This window comes from Lysinibacillus sp. EB106-09-02-XG168 (assembly GCF_058791475.1).
Window position 1 is genome coordinate 61,456 of sequence record NZ_JBYTDN010000003.1, and the last position, 15,743, is coordinate 77,198.

Below are 15,743 nucleotides of genomic sequence, written 5' to 3' on the forward strand. Positions count from 1 at the left end.
CTAGGTTTGTGGTTGGCTAAAAAGGCGTTGTCAATTTTTTTAGAAATACATTCGGGTTGACAGTGCCAAATCTAGTACGTATAATCCAACCTTGTATATTAAGGAGGCGTTTTTTCATGTCAAATAATTCCATGAAAAACTTGTTCTTAGGATCATTGAGGAGTAAGCAAACAGTAATAAGCGTTATTTCACTTATTCTGTTTGTGTCTGTAATTTCATTCGTACTTTATCAAGGTACTAAAAAAACCGTAACGCTTGATGCGAACGGAGAAGCAATCGAAGTAACAACACATGCCAAAACTGTAGAACAATTATTACAAGGTCAAAATATAGACGTAGCAGAGCATGACAAAATATCACCCTCTCTGAACACCAAAATTGTTAATGGATTAGCAATTTCATGGGAACAGGCAAAAGAAGTAACTATTTCAGTTGATGGAAATCAGTCAAAAGTTTGGACAACTGAAACACAAGTGAAAGACATTTTGAAAGAAGCGAATATTGAAGTATCTGAGCATGATTCTTTAAAACAAGGCATAGATACAGAAATAGGAGCAGACAACAAGATCGATATTCAAAAAGCGTTTCAAGTATCGCTTGTCGATGGTGTAAACAACAGACAAGTATGGTCCACTTCGACTACGGTCGCTAACTTTTTAAAACAACAAGGAATTCAGCTAAATGAATTCGATCGTGTCGAGAATAACCTGAAGGACGTAATCACTCCACAGAGTAAAATCACAGTAGTTCGCGTAGAAAAGGTTATCGATGTAGTGGAAGACTCTTTAGATTTCGCAATTGAAAAGAAGCAAGATGCTTCATTGCAAAAGGGAAAACAAAAAATTGTAACAGCAGGCCAAAAAGGTTTAATGACTAAAACGTATGAAATAGTAAAAGAGAACGGCCAAGTTGTAGCTAAAAATCTACAATCTAAAAATGTTGTAAAAGAACCGCAGAAGCAAGTGGTTGCAGTAGGAACTAAAACTGTAGTAGCTACTGCTGCTAGCGCACCGACAGTTTCACGTGGTTCAACAGAGCCAGCTAGCGGTAGAGAATTTTATGTAACGGCAACTGCCTATACACCGTATTGTAATGGCTGCTCGGGGAAATCTGCCACTGGCATTGATTTACGATCAAACTCTGGTTTGAAAGTAATTGCAGTAGACCCTTCTGTTATTAAGCTTGGCTCAAAAGTTTGGGTCGAAGGCTATGGAACAGCTATAGCAGGGGATACTGGTGGTGCAATTAAGGGTAATAAGATCGACATACTTGTACAAACGGAATCTCAAGCAAGTTCTTGGGGAGTAAAGAAAGTTCGTATAAAAGTATTAAATTAAAAAAATTGTAAAATTAATCAAAAATGTTTTTCACTTACTGGCTTTCCCGTTTTGACTGGCGGGAAAGCTTTTTTCTTTTTCAGTATTTGTACTGGAGGATAAATATACTCATATCTACAGAAATTAAGCTGTAACATCAACTGCACGGTCTAATCGAAAGAGAAAGTACAGCAATAGCATAAGGTAAGTAGCCGTGTATTTCTGTACAATCATACAGTGCAGTTGTAAAATGGTCTGAAGATACGTAGAAAAGAGGGGCCTTTTTGCAAATAAAAGAAATCATCGTTGTTGAAGGAAAAGATGATACAACGGCTATTAAGCGAGCTGTACAAGCAGATACAATAGAAACAAATGGGTCGGCTATTTCAGAGGAAACACTAAAGAGAATTCAGCATGCACAGGATAAAAGAGGTGTTATTATTTTTACTGACCCAGACTATCCAGGACGTCGAATTCGTGCCATTATCGAAGAGCATGTAAAAGGTGCAAAACACGCTTTTTTACCAAAAGCTAAAACTATTGCGAAAAACGGTAAAGGACTAGGCATAGAGCATGCAGCTGATGAAGATATTCGCGAGGCACTACGGCATGTTTATACCCCTAACGATGTTGAGCCAACCAATGATGACATTACGCTCGAAGATTTAATGACGGCACGTTTAATTGGCCACCCACAGGCGAAAGCTCGTCGTGATCGTCTTGGGGAAATTTTGAATATTGGTACAACAAACGGTAAACAACTTCATAAAAGATTAAAAATGTTTCAAATCACAGAAAAGCAATTTGGTGCGGCAATCGCACAGGTAGATCAGGAGGAAAATGATGCATAAGGATATTGCAACACCAATTAGAACACAAGAAATATTAAAAAAATATGGGTTTTCATTTAAAAAAAGCTTAGGTCAAAATTTTTTAGTAGATCCGAACATTTTACGAAATATTGTTAGTCACGCAAATTTAACTGAAAGTAGTGGTGCAATCGAAGTTGGTCCTGGTATTGGAGCATTAACAGAGCATTTAGCAAGAAATGCAAAAAAAGTTGTATCTTTTGAAATTGATCAGCGACTATTACCTGTATTAGAAGACACACTTAGTCCATATAATAATGTAAAGATTGTACATTCGGACATTTTAAAGGCAGATGTTGCTAAAATAATTCAGGAAGAGATGCCGGGTATTGAGGATATTATGGTTGTAGCAAATTTACCTTATTATGTGACGACTCCGATTTTAATGAAATTACTTAATGATCGTTTGCCAATTCGCGGATTTGTTGTCATGATGCAAAAAGAGGTAGCAGACCGTATTACGGCTAAACCTGGAACGAAAGAGTATGGCTCTTTATCAATTGCGATTCAGTACTATGTGAAGGCTGATATTGCCATGACAGTGCCGAAAACTGTTTTTATGCCCCAGCCAAATGTTGATTCTGCAGTGATTCGTCTTATTAAACATGATGAACCTCCAGTAAAAGTAATTGATGAGGACTTTTTATTTGTTGTTACTCGTGCATCGTTTGTACAAAGACGAAAAACAATCTTCAATAATTTACAATCGGGTTTACCAAATGGTAAAGCAAACAAAGAAAAAATAATGGATGCTTTACAAGCGGTAAATATTGAACCAACACGTCGAGGAGAGACATTAACTATTCAAGAGTTTGGAAAATTAGCCGATGTACTATATCCTACGTTTGCAAAGTAAAAAATTTTTGTTAACTTTTTTGAGTATACGTAAAAAAACATGGTTTTTTTATGAAAAATAAGTTGACAATATTTATAATCTGCTGATAAAATATTATATTTTGTTGACATTTTTGGGCGAATCGCTTATACTAATAAATAGTGAGGTGTAAGCGAAAATGCCAAAAACTTTAGCGGACATTAAAAAGTCGTTGGATTGTCATTTGGGTAAACGTTTGCAGTTAAGAGCAAACGGAGGTCGCAAGAAAACGGTCGAGTGTGCAGGGGTATTGCGTGAGACATATCGCGCTATCTTTGTGGTTGAGCTTGATCAAGAAGACAATACGTGCAAGCGCGTATCGTATAGTTACACAGATATTTTAACTGAAGCAGTAGAGATTACATTTTTAGACGAAGCAAAGGCTGCTATCGCAAAATAGTTTCTAGTACTTATTTCTATATTTTGAAACACTCATGTATGTTAAAAACTACATGAGTGTTTTGCGTTTTCTGGGATATACTAAATTCGTCAGTTGTAAAAGGAGGAGTTTATTATGCCTAGAAAGGGTATCATGTCACCTCGTTTAAAAGAAGAGATCGCTAAAGAGCTTGGATTTTATGATGTTGTGCAACGAGAAGGATGGGGCGGCATTAAAGCTCGAGACGCCGGTAATATGGTCAAACGTGCCATCGAAATGGCTGAAAGAGCAAGTAACGAGCAAGAAAATAATAAGTAGCCTGAACTAGACTGCTTATTAGACTTCCCTCATCTCTATAGTGGTGAGAGAAGTCACTTTTCAGCGGGTGTCTAGGTATCTGTGAAAGTGCCTGAGGTCCAACACCGTGTTTGCCTAAAGCCTCCGGCGGACGCAATTATGCCGAGGCTTAATTGATCTTCAGCAGGGATGAAAGCTTCCTGTAGACACAACAACACAACTGACGAGAGAGAACCGTTACACCATTTAGGGGTATACGGTTCTTTTTTTCCATTTTCGCTTTCCCATTATGGTAAAATAAAATGAATTAAAAGATGAACAACAGATTTATCTTCATTCAGAAAATCTTTAATATAGCGAAAGTGAACGCCAGCTGCTGATATTTTGTAACAGAAGAATCCTGCATTTTAAGGTTCAAGTATCGACTGAATGATCTGGCGGTAATTGATAAGTGTAGCTATAAGGAGGAAGAAAGATGCTTTATGTAAAGGCGCCTGCAAAAATAAATTTAACATTAGATGTACTTTATAAAAGACCAGATAATTATCATGAAGTAGAGATGGTCATGACGACTGTGGATTTAGCTGATCGTATTTGTTTAGAATCTCGAGAAGATGGTGAAATAGAAATAATTTCGACTGATAATTTCGTACCGAACGATCATCGAAATTTTGCGTATCAGGCAGCGCGTCTAGTTAAAGATACATACGGCATTGGACAAGGTGTATCCATTACTATAGAAAAGGAAATACCAATTGCAGCGGGATTAGCGGGTGGTAGTAGCGACGCGGCTGCTACACTGAAGGGGTTAAATGATCTGTGGAATTTAGGGTTATCTATAGATGAGTTAGCTGAATTAGGTGCGAAAATTGGTTCAGATGTTTCGTTTTGTGTCTATGGTGGCACAGCATTAGCAACGGGGCGTGGAGAAAAAATTCAGGAATTGCCTGCACCACCAAACTGTTGGGTAGTTTTAGCTAAGCCTAAAATAGGTGTTTCTACTGCAGAAGTGTATGGAGGTCTAAAGGTTGAAGGGTTAGAACATCCAAATACGAAGCAAATGATTCGTGCTATTGAAACGGAAGATTATGAGCTACTATGTGCATCATTAGGAAATGTTTTGGAAACTGTAACATTTAAGCTGCATCCAGAGGTAGTAATGTTAAAGGAACAGATGAAGCGCTTTGGAGCAGATGCAACATTAATGAGTGGAAGCGGTCCGACTGTGTTCGGTTTAGTGGATAGTGAAGCTCGAGTAAGTCGCATTTATAATGGTTTACGTGGTTTTTGCGAAGAAGTATATGCAGTTCGGATTTTAGGCGAGCGAAATACGCTTGCTTAAAACCGCAAATTTGTGTTAATTTTACCTATAAATATTCGTGTTTAGGAGAGGGTCGCATGAAATGGAAGCGTAGTGAACGACTAGTTGATATGACGTACTATTTACTAGAACATCCACATCAGCTGATCCCGCTAACTTATTTTTCTGAACTATATCAATCTGCAAAGTCTTCCATTAGTGAAGATTTGACGATTGTAAAAGAAACTTTCGAAGAAAAAGGAATCGGGTTATTGATGACAGTACCGGGCGCTGCAGGAGGAGTAAAGTATATTCCTAAAATGTCCGAAGCGGAGGTCCGCTTAGTTATTCATGATTTAAAAGCGGAGCTTGAGCATTCAGATCGTTTATTACCAGGCGGTTATTTATTTATGACGGATTTACTTGGCAATCCAGATTTAATTAATCGAGTTGGTAAAGTATTTGCATCCGCATTTGCTGATCAACAAATTGATGTCATAATGACTGTCGCTACAAAGGGTATTTCTATTGCCCATGCGATAGCAAGACATTTAAATGTACCGGTTGTTGTTGTCAGAAGAGATAGTAAGGTAACTGAAGGCTCTACAGTTAGCATCAACTATGTATCTGGTTCTTCCAGAAGAATTCAGACAATGGTATTATCAAAAAGAAGCATGAAGAGTGGGCAACGAGTGCTTATTACTGACGACTTTATGAAGGTCGGCGGTACAATGAATGGCATGAAAAATCTATTAGAGGAGTTTGACTGTCAACTAGCTGGTATTGCCGTGCTTGTAGAGGCTGAGCATGCAGACGAAACTTTAGTAGATGATTATTATTCACTAGTGAAGCTTCATGAGGTCAATGAAAAAGACCGTACAATTGCATTAAGTGAAGGTAACTATTTTTCTAAAAGGGGAAATGACAAATGAAAGTAGTAGCAACAACAAATGCACCAGCAGCAATTGGACCATATTCACAAGGAATTATTGTAAATGGCATGTTTTATAGCTCAGGTCAGATTCCACTAACAGCAACAGGCGAATTAGTGGAAGGTGATATTACTGTTCAAACAAATCAAGTATTTGCTAATTTGAAAGCCGTTTTAGAAGCTGCCGGAGCATCTTTAGACAGCGTTGTTAAAACGACCGTTTTTATGAAGGATATGAACGACTTTGTAGCGATGAATGAAGTATATGCTAGCCATTTTGGAGATCATAAACCAGCACGTTCAGCAGTGGAAGTTGCACGTCTTCCAAAAGATGTAAGTGTAGAAATTGAAGTTATTGCTATCGTTAAATAAAGAAATGTATGAAGCTCACTGAAAGAGAAATGATTAACTCTTTTAGTGGGCCTTTTTTATTCTCCGTTCAAAAATGCTTTGTAGACGAAAGCAAAGCGGCAGGGTGACTGACAAACAATTGTCAAAAATTACGTAAATTAGAGAAAATTATACTAATAAGTATTCAAATTTTTTAGAAAATTTGATAGACTATAAAAAGGAAAATATTCGGTAATAAAGAATATTGTATTTATATTTAGGCATCTAAGAAGAGAGGTGGTGAGAAAATGGAAGTTACTGATGTAAGGTTACGTCGTGTACAGACGGATGGTCGCATGCGTGCGATTGCTTCCATTACACTCGACAATGAGTTCGTAGTGCACGATATTCGTGTGATTGATGGCAATACAGGATTATTTGTTGCTATGCCAAGTAAACGGACGCCAGACGGTGAATTTAGAGATATTGCGCATCCTATTAATTCTACTACTCGTAATAAAATTCAAGAGATTATTTTAAACGAGTACCATAATTCAAGCGAGGAAGACGCGACAGAAAAGACAGAAGAATTAGAAGGAATTGGCGTATAGAAAAGGGGATAAGTGTAAATTTAACTATGGCAATTTATACTTATGATGAAAGTGAATAATAAGAACTCTTCATATTTGGAGAGTTCTTTTTATTTTGAGAATAAGAGAAAACGAGCAGTTTTTAAGACATACATATTAACATTCGAGCATAAGGTGCATTTGATTTGGAAATTCATCTTTTTGTCAAGTCAACATGCCTTGAAAATAGATGGGTTTTGCTATATAGTCATAAGAGAAAATGAGCGTATTGGAGGACTTACAGATGAGCAACATTTTTGCTGTCATTTTGGCTGCAGGTCAAGGTACACGTATGAAGTCCAAATTATATAAAGTGCTACATCCAGTATGTGGGAAACCAATGGTGCAACATGTGGTGGATCACATTCAAACGTTAGATGTGAAGCGCATTGTAACGGTTGTAGGACACGGTGCAGAAATGGTGAAACAACAGCTTGGTGATAAAAGCGAGTATGTTTTACAAGCTGAACAGTTAGGGACAGCTCATGCTGTACAACAGGCTGAGGCAATTTTAAGTAGCGAAGAAGGGACAACATTAGTTGTTTGTGGTGATACGCCACTTATCCGCCCTGAAACGATGCAAGCTTTGTTTGAACATCATCAAGCAAAGAAAGCCAAGGCAACAATATTAACAGCTATTGCTGAAAATCCAACAGGCTACGGTCGCATTTTACGTGGCGACAATGGACAAGTGGAGCAAATTGTTGAACAAAAGGACGCTTCAGCTGAGCAACAACTAGTGAAAGAGATTAATACGGGCACATATTGCTTTGATAATAAGGCCTTATTTGAGACATTAAAACTTGTGAAAAACGACAATGCACAGGGTGAATATTATTTACCTGATGTCATTGAAATTTTACAAAAGCAAGGTGAAGTCGTTGAAGCATATGTAACGGGAGATTTCGAAGAAACACTTGGTGTTAATGATCGTGTTGCTCTGTCTCAAGCAGAGGCGCTAATGCGTACGAGAATTAATGAAAAGCATATGCGTAACGGTGTCACAATTATTAATCCAGATGCAACATACATCAGCGCTGAGGCAATGATTGGTCGTGATACTGTCATCCAACCAGGTTCTATGATTGAAGGTACAACTGTTATTGGTGAAGATTGTATAATCGGACCAAACACACAAATCATTGATAGCCGTATCGGTGACCGAACAACTGTACATTCTTCTGTTGTACGTGAAAGCGCTGTAGCAGAAGACACAGCTATAGGACCGTTTGCAAATATTCGACCACTATCTGATATAGGTAGCCATGTGAAAATTGGTAACTTTGTAGAAGTGAAGAAAAGTAAACTAGGTAATGACACGAAAGTATCCCACTTAAGCTATATTGGCGATGCTGAAATAGGAAGCAATGTCAATGTTGGCTGTGGTTCCATTACAGTAAACTATGATGGGAAAAACAAGTTCCAAACAATTATTGAAGATGATGTATTTGTAGGATGTAATACTAACTTAGTAGCGCCAGTGAAAGTTGGAAAAGGTTCATTTATTGCAGCAGGATCTACAATTACAAAAGAAGTTCCTGAGGATGCACTTGCAATTGCACGTGCAAGACAAGAAAACAAACCGAATTATGTAAGCAAATTAAATTCAAAATAATTATCAACTAAACAGGAGGCCATCATGCCGTATCATTATGCAAACTCACAATTAAAAATATTTTCACTTAACTCTAACAATCCACTTGCTCAAGAAATTGCGCAAGAAATGGGTGTTGAATTAGGTAAATCTTCTGTTAAACACTTCAGCGATGGAGAAGTTCAAATTAGCATTGAAGAAAGTATTCGTGGTTGTGATGTGTTTATCGTGCAGTCTACTTCTGCACCTGTAAACGAACATTTAATGGAGCTTTTAATTATGGTAGATGCTGTAAAACGTGCATCTGCTCGTACAGTAAACGTTGTAATGCCTTACTATGGATATGCTCGTCAGGACCGTAAAGCAAAAGCACGCGAGCCAATTACAGCTAAATTAGTAGCAAACTTACTTGAAACAGCTGGTGCTACACGTGTTATCGTTTTAGATTTACATGCACCGCAAATCCAAGGTTTCTTCGATATTTTAATCGACCACTTGATGGCAGTACCTTTACTATCTGATTACTTCAAATCAAAAGGTATTCCAGAAGATGAAATCGTTGTTGTTTCACCAGACCATGGTGGTGTAACACGTGCTCGTAAAATGGCAGAACGTTTAAAAGCACCTATTGCAATTATTGACAAACGCCGTCCAAAACCAAACGTTGCAGAAGTAATGAACATTGTTGGTAATGTTGATGGTAAAGTGGCAATCTTGATTGATGATATTATTGACACTGCTGGTACAATTACAATCGGCGCAGACGCATTACGTGCTGCTGGCGCAAAAGAAGTTTATGCTTGCTGCTCTCACCCAGTACTATCAGGCCCAGCAATCGAGCGTATTGAAAACTCTTCGATTAAAGAATTAGTTGTAACAAATACAATCCAGCTTCCAGAAGAGAAAAAATCTCCAAAAATTACAGAGCTTTCAGTAGCTAAATTAATGGCAGATGCAATCTCTCGTGTCTATGAAAACAAATCTGTAAGTACTCTATTTGATTAATATATAAATAAACAAGAGCCGATATGTGGCTTATTAAGGACAAATCTACGTATACAAGTAGATTTGTCCTTTTTTCTAGGTTTACTTTGTTTGAATTTTCTTATAAAAGGGTATATGGTAGTTGTGACTTAATAATATTTACACTACTTTATGAAAAATAGTAAATATTATTATAGCCTTAATAAATGTCATTGAAAGTAGTGACATTTATAATAAGGCGTAAATAATTTTTCTTGGAAGGGGAAGTATAGATATGAGTACAGTATTAAGTGTTAAAAAGCGCGAAGCTGGGCACCGTTCGACATTAACCCAACTTAGAAAAGGGGGAGCCATTCCTGCAGTTATTTACGGCTATAAATTGCATTCTACCCCAATTTCTATATCAGCGAAGGAATTCAGAAAATCCATTCAAAAGAATGGACAAAACGGTGTGTTTTCGGTGGATTTAGATGGAGAAAAAGTGAATGTTGTTGTATCAGAAATCCAACAATGTTCTATGAAAGATGAAGTAAATCATATTGACTTTTTAGCAATTAATATGTCCGAAGCGATAGAAGCTGAAGTGCCTATTAAACTTGTAGGGGAGTCGGTTGGTGTTAGTGTTGGTGGCATATTAATGCAGCCTAACTTAGATGTGAAGATTAATGTAAAACCAGCAGATATACCAGAAGCTATTGAAGTGGATATTACTGAACTTAAAATTGGTGAAACAATAACAGTAGCAGATATTCGAGAAACGATTGATTTTGATATTCTTAGTGAAGATGGTCATACATTGGTATCAATTATGGCTCCGGCAGTCGTTGAAGAATCAGCAGTAGATAGTGAACAGGTACAAGAGTAAAAATATTTGTTAAGGAAAGGCTACTGAGGAAGCTAAGCTTCTTCAGTAGCCTTTTTATTTTATTTAGCAAGGGCATTGGCGCGTTATTCGTGCGTTTGCTTTCTTTTTAAGTCATAACCATTTCGCGATATGTATGGTTGAATTGAAAATTTTAAATAATATCAAGCCGTTATTGAACTTTTACTTTCAAAAATTGTCCAAACTGCTTTCTGAGTGCATGATATGGTAAAATAATGACTATTAGATTTGAAAGAAGAGGGATACTTATGAAAATTATTGTTGGTTTGGGAAATCCAGGTAAACCTTATGAGCATACAAGACATAATATTGGCTTCGATGTTATAGATGCATTAGCTGAAAAATGGGGTGCACCTTTAACTAATTCAAAGTTTAATGGTATGTATGCAACGGTACATCGTCCTGAAGGAAAGGTTCTACTTGTTAAACCTTTAACATATATGAATTTATCAGGGGAATGTGTTGGTCCCTTAATGAACTATTTTGATATTGATGTGGAAGATTTAATTGTTATTTATGACGATTTAGATTTAGAGACAGGTAAATTACGCCTGCGTCAAAAAGGTAGTGCAGGTGGACATAATGGTATTAAATCATTAATTCAGCATTTAGGTACACAAGAATTTAATCGCATACGAGTTGGGGTTAATCGCCCACCAGCAGGCATGAAGGTAGCAGATTACGTGTTATCAAAATTTTCAAAAGAAGATCAAGCAGTTGTTGGCGAAGCTATTGAAAAGTGTGTAAATGCTGTAGAAGCATCTCTTTCAAATCCATTTCTTGATGTGATGAATCGCTTTAACGGATAACAATCATGGATATTACAGTTGTTTAGGATGACGATTTAATTTATTTCTATTTCAGCGAGTGTTTTTTGTAGCGTCAGCTACAGGCCTACACAAAGCCGACTCCCGACGCAATTATACCGAGGTATAATTGGTGTTGTTTTTTTCTGCGACAACAGCTAACTAAATATATAGTATTAACCACAGTGCAAAACTATTCTCTATTTCTGAAATGACCTCTAAGACAAAATTGGAAGTGCATAATCTTTTTTCGAAATGTCTATACTTTAAGTAGTAAGTTGCTTAAAGGAGGATGATTTGGAGATGTCAGTTCGATATCGATGTCGGCATTGTGAAGTAGAAATAGGGACGCTACCATTTGATGCAGATGATACAATTCGAAAACTACATATTTTCGAATTGGGTGAAGCGGATGATTATGTTGAGAAAGATAAACATGGACAAACGACGGTGCACTGCATTTGTGAGCAATGTGAGGATTCGCTGAAACAATATCCAGATTATCACGCACTCAATAAATGGATTCAATAATTGGAAGGACGCTTTGGCGCACATTACGTGCGTCCAAAGCTTTTTCCGTTTAACTTCGCTCAGGCTTAGGCTTAAAGCCAATTCCGAACGAAATTATGCCAAGGTATAATGAAAAAATAAACAATAAAAATACGTATTATAGTACTAGATTACTAGTAATGGTGACGAGAATTATGCGTTGAAAGGAGCTTTTGACATTGGAAGTTTTACGACAGCTTGTGATGCAGGACAAACATATCACATCATTTTTACAGGAGATTCAGAGCGGTCATTCTGCAACACAGCTTATTACAGGATTAACTGGAAGCGCACGCCCGGTAATGGTTGATGCTTTATTTGAATATGTAAAAAAACCAATTTATATTGTATCTCCTAATCTATTGCAGGCTCAGAAAATGGCCGACGAGCTGGCGGGACTTTTAGGTGAGGAGCATGTTCATTATTATCCTGCTGATGAGTTTATTGCTGCTGATTTATCTGTTGCTTCCCCTGAGCTACGTGCTGAACGTATCGCAACACTTGATCGTCTTGCTAGAGGTGAAAAAGCTGTTTATGTAATACCGGTTGCGGGCTTGCGTAAAATGATGCAGCCTAAAGAGCATTGGTTACAGTATTTTTTACAAATAGCAGTAGGTGAGGATATTCAGGTTGATGAATGGCTCCAAACATTAGTGGAGATGGGGTACGTACGTAATTCGATGGTGACAACACCTGGAGAATTTGCGTTACGTGGTGGCATATTAGATATTTATCCTCCGTATTTAGAGTCACCGATTCGTATAGAATTATTTGATACGGAAGTGGACTCGATTCGAACATTTTCTGCGGACGATCAACGTTCCATTGATAAATTACAGAAGATTCGTATCCTCCCTGCGTCAGAAGTTATTTTGACAAAGGAAGAAAGAACGGCATTGGCAGGTCGTTTAGAAGCTGCGTTAGCGACAAGCTTAAAGAAAGTCAAGAAGCAGGAGACGAAGGAGTTACTGTATCAGCATATTCAATATGATATTGAATTGTTACAGCAAGGGAATTTACCAGACTATGTAAATAAATATGGTTCGTTATTGTATGAGAAGACAGCCTATTTAGGAGATTATTTTGTACACGACGGCATTGTGCTGTTTGATGAGCTCGGGCGCATTCAGGAGGTTATGGATGCATGGGAGCGTGAAGAAGATGAGTGGTTTTTATCTCTAATTGAAGAAGGAAAGATGGTGCATGATGTAAAGCCTGCATTCTCTTTAAAAGAGATTCTAGCAATGTTATCTCAGCAAAAGCTATATTTCTCATTATTTTCGCGAACTTTTGCAGGTGTATCCTTTAATAAGACGACGAACTTTTCTTGCAAACCAATGCAACAATTTCATGGCCAAATGTCATTATTACAAAGCGAAGTTGAACGCTGGCTACTCGGTAAATTTACTGTACTAATTGTGGCGAGAGATAAAGACCGTGTTAAACGTGTACAGCAAATGCTTGGGGAATATGATATTCATACGACAATTGGTCACCCGACAGAAGCGGGTATTTATATTTTGGATGGCTCGTTATCTAGTGGCTTTGAATTACCGTTACAGCGTTTAGCGGTAATTACAGAGGATGAGCTGTTTAAACAGCAGGCGAAGAAAAAAGCGCGTCCTCAAAAAATGACGAACGCAGAACGTATTAAAAGCTATACAGAAATTAAAGCTGGCGACTATGTTGTACATGTACATCACGGTATTGGGAAATATATTGGCTTAGAAACACTGGAGGTAAATGGTACACATAAAGATTACCTACACATTCGATATCGCGCAGATGATAAGTTGTATGTTCCAGTAGAGCAAATAGATTTAATCCAAAAATATGTAGCATCTGAAGACCGTGAACCAAAGCTACATAAATTAGGTGGAGCAGAGTGGAAAAAAGCTAAAGCTAAAGTATCCTCTGCTGTGCAAGATATTGCTGATGATTTAATAAAGCTGTATGCGAAACGTGAAGCCGAGAAGGGTCATGCATTTGCGATTGACAATGACGATCAGCGCAATTTTGAGGCTTCATTCGCTTATGAGGAAACAGAGGATCAGTTACGTTCAATTATCGAAGTGAAACGTGATATGGAACGTGAACGTCCTATGGATCGCCTCGTATGCGGAGACGTGGGATATGGTAAAACTGAGGTAGCGATTCGTGCAGCATTCAAAGCAATTCAGGACGGCAAACAGGTAGCTTTCCTTGTACCGACAACGATTTTAGCGCAGCAACATTACGAAACGATTCGTGAGAGATTCCAAGACTTTGCTATTAATGTAGGTCTCCTGTCTCGTTTCCGCACAAAAAAAGAGCAAACAGCAACGTTAAAGGGCTTAAAAGAAGGGCAAGTTGATATTGTTATTGGAACGCATCGAATTTTATCTAAAGACTTATTATTCCAAGACCTTGGATTGCTTATTGTTGATGAGGAGCAACGTTTTGGCGTAACACATAAGGAAAAAATTAAACAACTTAAGACGAATGTTGATGTATTAACACTAACGGCAACTCCGATTCCAAGAACACTTCATATGTCGATGGTAGGTGTTCGTGATTTATCGGTAATTGAAACGCCACCAGCAAACCGTTTCCCTGTACAAACCTATGTAATGGAGCATAGCGGTGCATTAGTCCGGGAAGCTATTGAGAGAGAAATGGCGCGTGGTGGGCAAGTATTCTACTTATACAATCGTGTAGAGGATATGGCTCGTAAAGTTGATGAAATTCAAACGCTTGTCCCCGAAGCACGTATCGGGCATGCACATGGGAAAATGACGGAGTCAGAATTAGAATCTGTCATATTAGCCTTTTTAGAAGGTGCCTATGATGTGCTTGTAACAACAACGATTATTGAGACAGGTGTAGATATACCGAATGTTAATACATTGATTGTTCACGATGCTGATCGAATGGGCTTGGCGCAGCTTTATCAATTGCGTGGGCGTGTTGGGCGTTCTAATAGGGTAGCATATGCGTACTTTATGTACCAACGTGATAAAGTTCTTACAGATGTAGCTGAGCAACGATTACAGGCGATTAAAGAATTTACAGAGTTAGGTTCAGGATTTAAAATTGCTATGCGTGATTTATCTATTCGCGGTGCTGGAAATCTGCTGGGGGCGCAACAACATGGCTTTATTGATTCTGTCGGTTTTGACTTGTATTCACAAATGCTACAAGAGGCGATTGCTGAGCGCCAAACGGGTGTGAAAAAAGAAGAGAAGCCTGACATTGAAATTTTATTGAGTATTGATGCGTATATTCCAGATGTATACATTCCTGATGGCTATCAAAAAATTCAAATGTATAAACGTATTAAAGCGATGGATCAAGTGGAGGAGTATGGCGAAATCACGGAGGAATTAGAGGATCGCTTCGGAGATCTCCCGATTGAAACAGAGCGCTTACTGCGAATTGCACGTATGAAGGTATGGGGCTTAGGTGCAGGCGTATTGTCGGTAAAAGAAAAGCAAAAAATTATCACAATATTGTTGTCTGAAGAGGGGACAGTACAAGTTGATGGCAGTAAAGTTGTTGAAGAATCCATGAAATTTGAACGAGCTGTCGGTTTTGGTATGGATGGTATGCAACTGAAATTAACAATTGATGAACGAAAATGTGGGAAATATCAACCCTTTGATATTTTAGAAGATATGATGCATATTATTGCTAACGCAAAAAAATAAAAATGATAAAAAGCTGACCTTATCTAACTAGGATAATGGTCAGTTTTTTATTATAGAAAAACAAAACGGTCTAGGATATCTTAATGAATGTTGACGTTGTTGCTGTGTTTACGCATAGAAAACTGTTGTTATGGACGCTACGTTAGCACTATGCTTACGCACAGAAAACCTTTGTTGCAGACGCAACATTAGCGCTGGCTCATACACAGAAAACCCTTATTAGTTGCGATGTTAGGGCTAACTTACGCACTGAAAATATCCGATGCTGTCGCTTCGCTTTCGCGCAATAAAAAATTTCTGTAAACCACCGTTAGCA

General features: G+C 37.9%; 15 protein-coding genes. All 15 read left to right on the top strand.

The features are described 5' to 3' along the window. Positions 1 to 116 precede the first annotated feature (116 nt). The 15 genes from AC3WSO_RS01460 (at position 117) to mfd (ending at position 15,427) form a co-directional block, all read left to right on the top strand. On the top strand, positions 117 to 1,337 hold the full coding sequence (locus AC3WSO_RS01460) for a resuscitation-promoting factor (protein ID WP_492528140.1): 1,221 nt from the start codon (positions 117 to 119) through the stop codon (positions 1,335 to 1,337). A 263-nt stretch (positions 1,338 to 1,600) separates the two neighbouring features. Next, the gene (gene rnmV, locus AC3WSO_RS01465) at positions 1,601 to 2,167 is read left to right on the top strand and encodes a ribonuclease M5 (protein ID WP_492528142.1); all 567 of its coding nucleotides are present in this window, start codon (positions 1,601 to 1,603) and stop codon (positions 2,165 to 2,167) included. Then, the gene (rsmA, locus tag AC3WSO_RS01470; protein ID WP_492528144.1) at positions 2,160 to 3,041 is read left to right on the top strand and encodes a 16S rRNA (adenine(1518)-N(6)/adenine(1519)-N(6))-dimethyltransferase RsmA; all 882 of its coding nucleotides are present in this window, start codon (positions 2,160 to 2,162) and stop codon (positions 3,039 to 3,041) included. The genes rnmV and rsmA overlap by 8 nt, the downstream gene beginning before the upstream one ends. A 157-nt stretch (positions 3,042 to 3,198) precedes the next feature. Beyond that, entirely contained in the window at positions 3,199 to 3,459 is a 261-nt protein-coding gene (gene veg / locus AC3WSO_RS01475; protein ID WP_049667356.1) for a biofilm formation stimulator Veg, read from the top strand. A 114-nt stretch (positions 3,460 to 3,573) separates the two neighbouring features. Continuing rightward, a complete protein-coding gene (locus AC3WSO_RS01480; protein WP_206700644.1) occupies positions 3,574 to 3,756 on the top strand; it encodes a small, acid-soluble spore protein, alpha/beta type in 183 nt (60 codons plus the stop codon). A 454-nt stretch (positions 3,757 to 4,210) separates the two neighbouring features. Next, positions 4,211 to 5,077, top strand: a complete 867-nt coding sequence (gene ispE, locus AC3WSO_RS01485; protein ID WP_492528147.1) for a 4-(cytidine 5'-diphospho)-2-C-methyl-D-erythritol kinase — start codon at positions 4,211 to 4,213, stop codon at positions 5,075 to 5,077. A 56-nt stretch (positions 5,078 to 5,133) separates the two neighbouring features. Beyond that, positions 5,134 to 5,967, top strand: coding sequence for a pur operon repressor (purR, locus tag AC3WSO_RS01490; protein WP_079563681.1), 834 nt, complete (start codon positions 5,134 to 5,136; stop codon positions 5,965 to 5,967). Beyond that, positions 5,964 to 6,338 (top strand): RidA family protein, encoded by a 375-nt coding sequence (locus tag AC3WSO_RS01495; RefSeq protein ID WP_079563682.1) that lies wholly within the window; start codon positions 5,964 to 5,966, stop codon positions 6,336 to 6,338. Before purR ends, AC3WSO_RS01495 begins: the two co-directional genes overlap by 4 nt. A 266-nt stretch (positions 6,339 to 6,604) precedes the next feature. Next, complete coding sequence (gene spoVG, locus AC3WSO_RS01500; RefSeq protein WP_079563683.1) at positions 6,605 to 6,907, top strand: septation regulator SpoVG; 303 nt, start codon at positions 6,605 to 6,607, stop codon at positions 6,905 to 6,907. Positions 6,908 to 7,169: 262 nt separating this feature from the next. Further along, complete coding sequence (gene glmU / locus AC3WSO_RS01505) at positions 7,170 to 8,540, top strand: bifunctional UDP-N-acetylglucosamine diphosphorylase/glucosamine-1-phosphate N-acetyltransferase GlmU (RefSeq protein WP_492528149.1); 1,371 nt, start codon at positions 7,170 to 7,172, stop codon at positions 8,538 to 8,540. Between the two features lie 24 nt (positions 8,541 to 8,564). Continuing rightward, positions 8,565 to 9,524 carry a ribose-phosphate diphosphokinase gene (locus AC3WSO_RS01510; RefSeq protein ID WP_053485323.1) on the top strand — a complete coding sequence of 320 codons (960 nt, stop codon included), beginning with the start codon at positions 8,565 to 8,567 and terminating at the stop codon, positions 9,522 to 9,524. Between the two features lie 253 nt (positions 9,525 to 9,777). Continuing rightward, a complete protein-coding gene (locus AC3WSO_RS01515) occupies positions 9,778 to 10,368 on the top strand; it encodes a 50S ribosomal protein L25/general stress protein Ctc (RefSeq protein WP_492528151.1) in 591 nt (196 codons plus the stop codon). A 266-nt stretch (positions 10,369 to 10,634) separates the two neighbouring features. Then, a complete protein-coding gene (pth, locus tag AC3WSO_RS01520; protein WP_349661794.1) occupies positions 10,635 to 11,195 on the top strand; it encodes an aminoacyl-tRNA hydrolase in 561 nt (186 codons plus the stop codon). Positions 11,196 to 11,495: 300 nt separating this feature from the next. Beyond that, the gene (locus AC3WSO_RS01525) at positions 11,496 to 11,723 is read left to right on the top strand and encodes an anti-sigma-F factor Fin (protein ID WP_492528154.1); all 228 of its coding nucleotides are present in this window, start codon (positions 11,496 to 11,498) and stop codon (positions 11,721 to 11,723) included. Positions 11,724 to 11,920: 197 nt separating this feature from the next. Further along, positions 11,921 to 15,427 carry a transcription-repair coupling factor gene (mfd, locus tag AC3WSO_RS01530; RefSeq protein WP_492528156.1) on the top strand — a complete coding sequence of 1,169 codons (3,507 nt, stop codon included), beginning with the start codon at positions 11,921 to 11,923 and terminating at the stop codon, positions 15,425 to 15,427. Positions 15,428 to 15,743: the final 316 nt, after the last annotated feature.